At 68.1% G+C, this 6,766-nt stretch carries 6 protein-coding genes; 3 read left to right on the forward strand and 3 right to left on the reverse strand.

What is annotated here, in order from left to right; translation table 11 throughout:
* Window positions 1-35 precede the first annotated feature (35 nt).
* A complete protein-coding gene (locus tag ACFYO1_RS08570) occupies window positions 36-1,064 on the reverse strand; it encodes a saccharopine dehydrogenase NADP-binding domain-containing protein (protein ID WP_387228466.1) in 1,029 nt (342 codons plus the stop codon).
* Window positions 1,065-1,132: 68 nt separating this feature from the next.
* Window positions 1,133-1,519 carry a RidA family protein gene (locus ACFYO1_RS08575; RefSeq protein ID WP_387228467.1) on the reverse strand — a complete coding sequence of 129 codons (387 nt, stop codon included), beginning with the start codon at window positions 1,517-1,519 and terminating at the stop codon, window positions 1,133-1,135.
* A 103-nt stretch (window positions 1,520-1,622) separates the two neighbouring features.
* Between ACFYO1_RS08575 and ACFYO1_RS08580 the strand changes: the two genes are divergently transcribed.
* The 3 genes from ACFYO1_RS08580 (at window position 1,623) to ACFYO1_RS08590 (ending at window position 5,490) form a co-directional block, all read left to right on the forward strand.
* Window positions 1,623-2,570 carry a hypothetical protein gene (locus ACFYO1_RS08580; protein ID WP_387228470.1) on the forward strand — a complete coding sequence of 316 codons (948 nt, stop codon included), beginning with the start codon at window positions 1,623-1,625 and terminating at the stop codon, window positions 2,568-2,570.
* A gap of 268 nt (window positions 2,571-2,838) precedes the next feature.
* A complete protein-coding gene (locus ACFYO1_RS08585; protein WP_387228472.1) occupies window positions 2,839-4,098 on the forward strand; it encodes an adenylosuccinate synthetase in 1,260 nt (419 codons plus the stop codon).
* Window positions 4,099-4,863: 765 nt separating this feature from the next.
* On the forward strand, window positions 4,864-5,490 hold the full coding sequence (locus ACFYO1_RS08590; protein WP_387228474.1) for an NUDIX hydrolase: 627 nt from the start codon (window positions 4,864-4,866) through the stop codon (window positions 5,488-5,490).
* Between the two features lie 222 nt (window positions 5,491-5,712).
* On the opposite strand, the gene ACFYO1_RS08595 is transcribed toward ACFYO1_RS08590, so the two are convergent.
* Entirely contained in the window at window positions 5,713-6,564 is an 852-nt protein-coding gene (locus tag ACFYO1_RS08595) for an isocitrate lyase/phosphoenolpyruvate mutase family protein (RefSeq protein ID WP_387228476.1), read from the reverse strand.
* Window positions 6,565-6,766 lie beyond the last annotated feature (202 nt).

Consider the following 6,766-nt stretch of genomic DNA (forward strand, 5'->3'; position numbering starts at 1 on the left):
CCGCGGTCAACGATGCGAGCGCGTGAATTTCCGGCCTAGCTTTCGTTGATCTCCAGCCGATCGAGATGCACGGGGAGCAGGGCGCGTAGCACTTCGCCCGGTGCCCCGATCTGGCCTGCGGTGACGAGTCCGGAGTAGGTCCCGGACGTGATGTGCGCCAGCGCTTCCACCGCGATCGGCGCGCTGACCGCGTAGATGTCGCGGCCGGCGACGACGGCGCGGCGCTCGGTGGAGCCGGACCGAATCACCACCTCGATCAGGAATTGCTGGGCCGAACGGCCGAGTTCGTCGGCGGGTTGGGCGGCGAGGTCAGCGGTGGAGGCGAGGTCTGCCAGCGGGGCCGCGGTCATATAGGTATGCAGGGCAGCGGTTTTCACGTGGCGGGGGATGGTAATGCTGTCCGCGGTGGTGAAATCGCCTACGACAGTTTGCTTTCCGAACGGAGCCGGGAAGGTCCAGTCGGTGGTCGGGGCCTCGTCGTCGCGCAGGGTGAGTTCACCGTCGGCGTAGACGAGGCGTTTCCCGTTGCGGCGGCCGCGAGACGCACGGCCCGCAGCGCGGGTGCCCTCGGTGGGGATCCAGCTGTCGAGGGCGAAGGCCAGCTGGATTTCGTCGGCCGCCGGGAGATCGCCCAGCGCGGCGGTGGCGAGCAGATCGCCGAGTCCGCCGTAGAAGGCGACGGCGGGTGCGACCACCACTCCGGCGGCTTTGGCTCGATCGTGGTAGGCGGCAACGGTTTTCGCGACGACCTCGACCTCGGCGGAGACGTCCACGTAGTGAAGGCGCGCGCGCAGGGCCGCTTCGACGAGCGCGGGCGCGGTGTCGCCGAACGGTCCTGCCGCATTGATCACCGCGACGCTGCCCGCGACCGCACGATCCAGGGCCTCGGGATCATCGATCGCCGCCGGCCGGACCGCCGCTCCCGGGTGGTCGGCGGCGACGTCGTGTAGCCGAGTTTCGTTGCGGCCGGACAGGATCGGCGTCCAGCCGCGCCGGACCAGTTCGGCCACGATGAAGCGGCCGGTGTGGCCGTAGGCGCCGTAAACGGTCACGGTCGGCGGCATGGAACTCTCCTCGGCGTTCGATGATGTCGAGTCGAACCAACGCCGGTGGCCCGCGCCGCATTCCCGGCTCAGCCTGCGGCGACGACCTCGATCTCGACCAGCCAGTCGTTGTCCAGGGTCTGCGCCACGATCGCGGTGGTCGGCACGGCCCGCCCGCCCAGCGCCGCCATCCTGGCCGCGGCGTTCGCCTCGGCGTCGGAGGCGTCGCGCAGATAGCTGGTGAGCCGGACGATGTTGTCGACGGTCATGTTCGCCGACGCGAGGATGGCGCGCAGGTTCGACCAGATCAGTTCGAGTTGTTCGGTCAGGGTCGCGGCCGGCTTGCCGTCCGAATCGAGACCCATTGTGCCCGAGACGAATAGCAGCCGTTCGGCGCCTCGGACCTCCATTGCGTGCACATAGTCGTCGGTGGCGGCGTAGACGCCTTCGGTCGGATTGCGCTGTAGGAGCTCCACCGCTCCGATCTTGCCAGGGAAGCGGGTTCACCGAGGGAGTTCCTTGACCGTCGTAGTTTTAGTCGCATACACTAAAACTAGATTCACGAGAGGAAGTGATCCCATGGGATACGGAAATTGGGACGACACCGCCTACCGGGCGGCGAAGACCTTCCGCGCCAGTCGTGGCCTCGACGATTTCGGCTACACCGCCGAAATGCGGGCCGTGCCGTACGAGGACTGGCAGGCGCACCCGACCCTCGATCCGCTGGGCGTCGACGTGCGCGAATGCCGGGATTCGGCCGATCACGGCAACTCGCTGCCCATCGCGGTGTTGTTCGACGTCACCGGCTCGATGGGGCGGGTGCCGCGGATCATGCAGCAGAAGCTGGGCAAGCTGCACGGGCTGCTGCAGCGCAAGGGTTACGCCGACGATCCGCAGATCCTGTTCGGCGCCATCGGGGACGCCGACACCGACCGAGTTCCGTTGCAGGTCGGGCAATTCGAGTCCGACAATCGGATGGACGAGCAGTTGCGCGCCATCCTGCTCGAAGGCGGCGGGGGTGGGCAGAAGTCCGAAAGTTATGAGCTGGCCGCCTATTTCATGGCGACCCACATCGTCACCGACGCGTGGGAGAAGCGGAACAAGAAGGGCTACCTGTTCCTGATCGGCGACGAGCTGAACAAGCCGAAGCTCGCCTCGCGGCACATTCGCAGTGTCATCGGCGATCCGGTGCGGCGCGATGTCTCGGTGGAATCGATCTACCGCGAACTCGCCGAACGCTGGCACGTCTACTACATCCTGCCGAACCAGTCGAGCTACTACAACGATCCGGAGATCGCCGATCACTGGCGCGAGCTGCTGGGGCAGAGCTTCCTGAAACTCGACGATCCCGCTGCTGTCTGCGAACTCATCGCGCTGACAGTCGGTTTGGAAGAAGGGCGGGTGGATGTGGACGCCGGGCTCGCGGATCTGCGTGATGTGGGATCGGCGGCCGAGGCGAAGTCTGTGGGTAAAGCGCTGGGAGTCAAGGGCCGCCGGATGCGGGCGCTGCCCAGCGGTCGTAGCTGACCGTGCGGTGGCCTGTCGGTCTCGGACGGGCGGCTGGGAGGGATGCGGCGGCCGAGGCGAAGTCCGTGGGTAAGGCGTTGGGGGTCAAGGGCCGGCGGTTGCGGGCGCTGCTCAGCGGTCGTAGCTGACGGTGCGGTGGCCTGTCGGTTTCGGACAGGCCGCCGAGATGCCGGTCGCGGGCATGCTGCCGGGGCGAGGGTGTGGCGCGTAGTGAGATTTCAGCCGCCTTGGCGTGAGGTAGGCGGGGGATCGAGACAGGAAGGAGCGCATGGTGTTTCAGTCGCACATCGTGGTGGTCGACCTCGGTTTCGGGGATGCGGGGAAGGGGGCGACGGTCGATTGGCTGTGCTCCGCGGCGGCGGGGCTGGGCGTCTCGGCCGTGGTGCGGTTCAACGGGGGTGCGCAGGCGGCGCACAACGTGATCGCGGACGGCAGGCATCACACCTTCGCGCAGTTCGGGTCGGGGACCTTTTCCGGTGTGCCGACACTGCTTTCGCGGCACGTGCTGGTGGAGCCGATCGCGCTGGCGGGGGAGGCGCGGCAGCTGGCCGTGCTCGGGGTGCCGGATCCGTTGGCGTTGTTGCACATCGACGGCCTGGCGCTGCTCACCACGCCGATCCACATCGCGGCGAACCGGGCCCGCGAGGACGCGAGGGGTTCCTCGCGGCACGGTTCCTGCGGACGGGGGATCGGCGAGACAGCCTGGTACGCGCTGGAGCACGACGCGCCGACCGTGTCGGATTGCCTGCGCCCCAACGTCCTTCGGGACAAGCTCCAGGCGCTCGCCGCCCACTACGGTGCGCTGATCGCCCCGAGCGAGCATCGCTACGAGCCGATCGACGTTCTGATCGACATGTACCGGGAGTTCGCCGCCGCCGTCCGCATCGTCGGTGGCGAACAGCTCGCCCGGTTCGCCCGGCGCGGCCGCCTGGTCTTCGAGGGAGCCCAGGGCGTGCTGCTGGACGAATGGCGCGGGTTCCATCCGCACACCACCTGGTCCACCGTGGAACCGCGCAACGCCCGCGCTCTGCTCGCCGAAATCGGCACGACCGGTTACGTTCTCGGCGTCACCCGCACCTATATGACTCGGCACGGCGCAGGACCGCTGCCCACCGAGGATCCCGACCTCACCTATGTGGAGCTACACAACACCACTGGCCGCTACCAAGGCGACTTCCGCCGAGGCCACCTGGACCCGATCCTCCTGCGCTACGCCATCGAGGTTTCGGGCGGCATCGACGGCCTGGCCCTGAACCACCTGGACGGTCCCAGAACCCGTTACGCAACAACGGCATACGCCACCAACGACGGCTTGATCGATCATCTGTCCCCAGGCGCATGGCAGGACCTCGCCCACCAGCAACACCTCACCGACCTACTCGCCACCGCCCGCCCGCTGCTTGCCGAAATGCCGGACGACGTAGCCCCATGGCTGGCCCGAACCCTCGACGTACCAGTCGTTCTGACCTCGAACGGCCCAACTCGAACCCACCGCACCCCAACCGCAACAAGCATCGCCGCCGCGTGAACTGACTACGTCCCCATCGGCCATGGCTGGGCACGACGATCGATGCGGTGGAAACCGGCCCGCAACGCTTTCGCTGTCACCTTCGAAGGCCGGATCCACCCACCGAGACCCCAACCTCGCCGAGGTCGGATCCACCCGAAAACCCCGGCGGGTCCAAGCAGACTCCGGCGAACGGGACCTGACCGTGCAAAAGGCCGAGATGGAACTCCATGGCGTCCCGTTGGCCGTGTGGTTGTCCGGCGAACGGGACCGGGCTGTGTGAAAGGTCGAGTGGAGACTCGATGGTGTCCCGTTGGCCGTGTGGTTGTCCGGCGGGTGGGACTTGGCTGTGTGAAATGTCGGGATAGAGCTCGGTGATGCTCCGTCCGGCGAGTGGGACCTGACCGTGCGAAAGGCCGAGATGGAACTCCATGGCGTCCCGTTGGCCATGTGGTTGTCCGGCGAACGGGACCGGGCTGTGTGAAAGGTCGAGTGGAGACTCGATGGTGTCCCGTTGGCCATGTGGTTGTCCGGCGAACGGGACCAGGCTGTGTGAAAGGTTGAGTGGAGACTCGATGTGTCCCGTTGGCCGAGTGGTTGTCCGGCGGGTGGGACCTGCTTGGGAGGATTGTCGAGATGGAGGGTCGGGGTGGATGGGTCGATGGGGGTTGTTGGGGTCCGGCGGTTCGTGGCGGGCGGAGTGGGGATGTCTCGATCGGGATGGAGTGCGGTGGGGTGGGTGCCGGTGGGTGGGAGCGAGGGGCGGGTGCGGCAGGATTGGTGCGCGTGGAGCAATCCGTTGTGTCGGTGGATGTGGTGGCGTTGCGGTTCTGGGGGGACGACGCCGGGGTGAGCGTGGGGATCGCGCCGCGTGCGCTGGCGCCGTTCACCGGGCAGCTGGCGCTGCCGGGTGTGCTGCTCGGGCGGGGGGAGCGGCTGGTCGGGGCGACGCGGCGGGCGGTGCATACGAAACTCGGGGTGCCCGAGGCGGCGATCGGCGCGGTCGGGCAGCTGGTGACCTTCGACGAGCCCAATCGCGATCCGCGCGGGCCGACGCTGTCGATCGCGATGTGGGCGGTGGTCGGGCCGCACGAGGGGCCCGCGCAGTGGGTGGGCTTCGACGAGGTCCCCGAGCTGGCCTTCGACCACAACCGCATCATCGACGCGTCCCGCGGTCTGCTCGCCGGACTGCTCTGGAAGGACCTCGCCTTCACCCGAGCCCTGCTCGGCGACGAATTCCCGGCCACCAGAGCGGTCGCGGCCACGACAACCCTCGCAGGCACCCGCCCCGACCCCGCCAACCTCAACCGCACCCTCGCCGCCCTTCCCGGCCTGGCCCGCACCACCGAACGCCGTCGCGTGAAAGCCACCGGCAGACCCGCCGCGGTATGGGCCTTCGGCGCGGACGGCTAGCCGAAAAGCGTTGCGCCACAGCCGATACTTTCTCGGGCGCAGAAGGCGGCGCATATCCGAGACCAGTCTATTCGCCGGTCCGCGGTTCCAACGCGCTGCGAGACCCTGTGCGCGCTAGCGGAGCTGATTTCGTGGAAACCACTGTGCCACGCACCGTTTTGTGAGACCGCACCTGCTGAATTACGCGATGGGTGCGGACTCGGTGCGTACGAGGGTCGTGAGTCAGCGGGTGAAGAGGGATTGGACTGTGCCGAAGTCGAGGGCGGTTTCCAGGGACGCGTAGGTGCCGTGTTCGAGGAGTTCGGTGGTTGCGGTTTCGGCCAGTTTGTAGGCGGCTTGGGCGACGGCAGAGCCGACGCTCACTCGGCGGACGCCGGTTGCGGCGAGGGCGGCGACGGAAGGTGCTCCCGCGCCGGCCATTACGTTGATCGGCAGGGGGGATTTGCCGGCCAGGTCGGTGAGGGTGGGCAGGTCGAGCAGGCCGGGGACGAAGAGGCTGTCGGCACCGGCCTCGGCGTAGGCGGCGGCACGGGTGAGGACGTCGTCGAAACGGTTTTCCGGTGCGCCGATGCCGAACAGGTAGACGTCGGTGCGGGCGTTGATGACCAGTTCCGGCAGGCCGGATTCCTGCGCGGCGGCACGGGCCGCGCGCAGCCGGTCGGCCTGGGCGTCGACCTCGAATAGTGGGCCGCCGGGCGCGGTCGAATCTTCGAGGTTCACCCCGATCGCCCCGGCGGCGACCACAGCGCGGACGGTGGTCGCGACATCGTCGGGAGCGGCCCCATAACCGCCCTCGATGTCCGCCGTCACCGGCACGTCGACGGCGGCGACGATCCGGCGGATGACGCCGATCGCGTCCTCCCTGGTGAGCTGCTCGCCGTCACCGGTGCCGAGCGACCAGGCCACGGCCGCGCTGGTCGTCGCGATCGCCGGAGCGCCCGCCGCCGCGATCACCGCCGCACTGACCGCGTCCCACGCGTTCGGCAACACGAAGATGCCTTGCTCGTGCAGCGCCCGGAAGGCGGCTGCCGCGCTCCGCTGGGTGTCGGTGATGGGCTGGCTGTCCTGTGCCACGATGGCTCCTCGCGAGATTGCTCGATGACGGTAGTGATGAAGGTAACGCCGGGAACCGCGTCAGCCATCCCGATTTCGGTCCGAATCTCGATGCGGGAGAACGCTATCGCTCGGCTTGCCCGGAAGCGTGCTCAGAGATGGCGGCCGGGTGTTCGGCGAGGTGCGCTCGGACACGGTGGCCGGGTACGCGGTGAGGTGCGCT

It is taken from the genome of Nocardia sp. NPDC006044, from assembly GCF_042871115.1.
GTDB lineage: Bacteria > Actinomycetota > Actinomycetes > Mycobacteriales > Mycobacteriaceae > Nocardia.

What these genes read in the sequence shown, in the direction of transcription:
- ACFYO1_RS08570 (WP_387228466.1), bottom strand. Translation starts at nt 1,064, where the DNA reads ATGCCGCCGACCGTGACCGTTTACGGCGCCTACGGCCACACCGGCCGC.
- ACFYO1_RS08580 (WP_387228470.1), top strand. Translation starts at nt 1,623, where the DNA reads ATGGGATACGGAAATTGGGACGACACCGCCTACCGGGCGGCGAAGACC.
- ACFYO1_RS08585 (WP_387228472.1), top strand. Translation starts at nt 2,839, where the DNA reads ATGGTGTTTCAGTCGCACATCGTGGTGGTCGACCTCGGTTTCGGGGAT.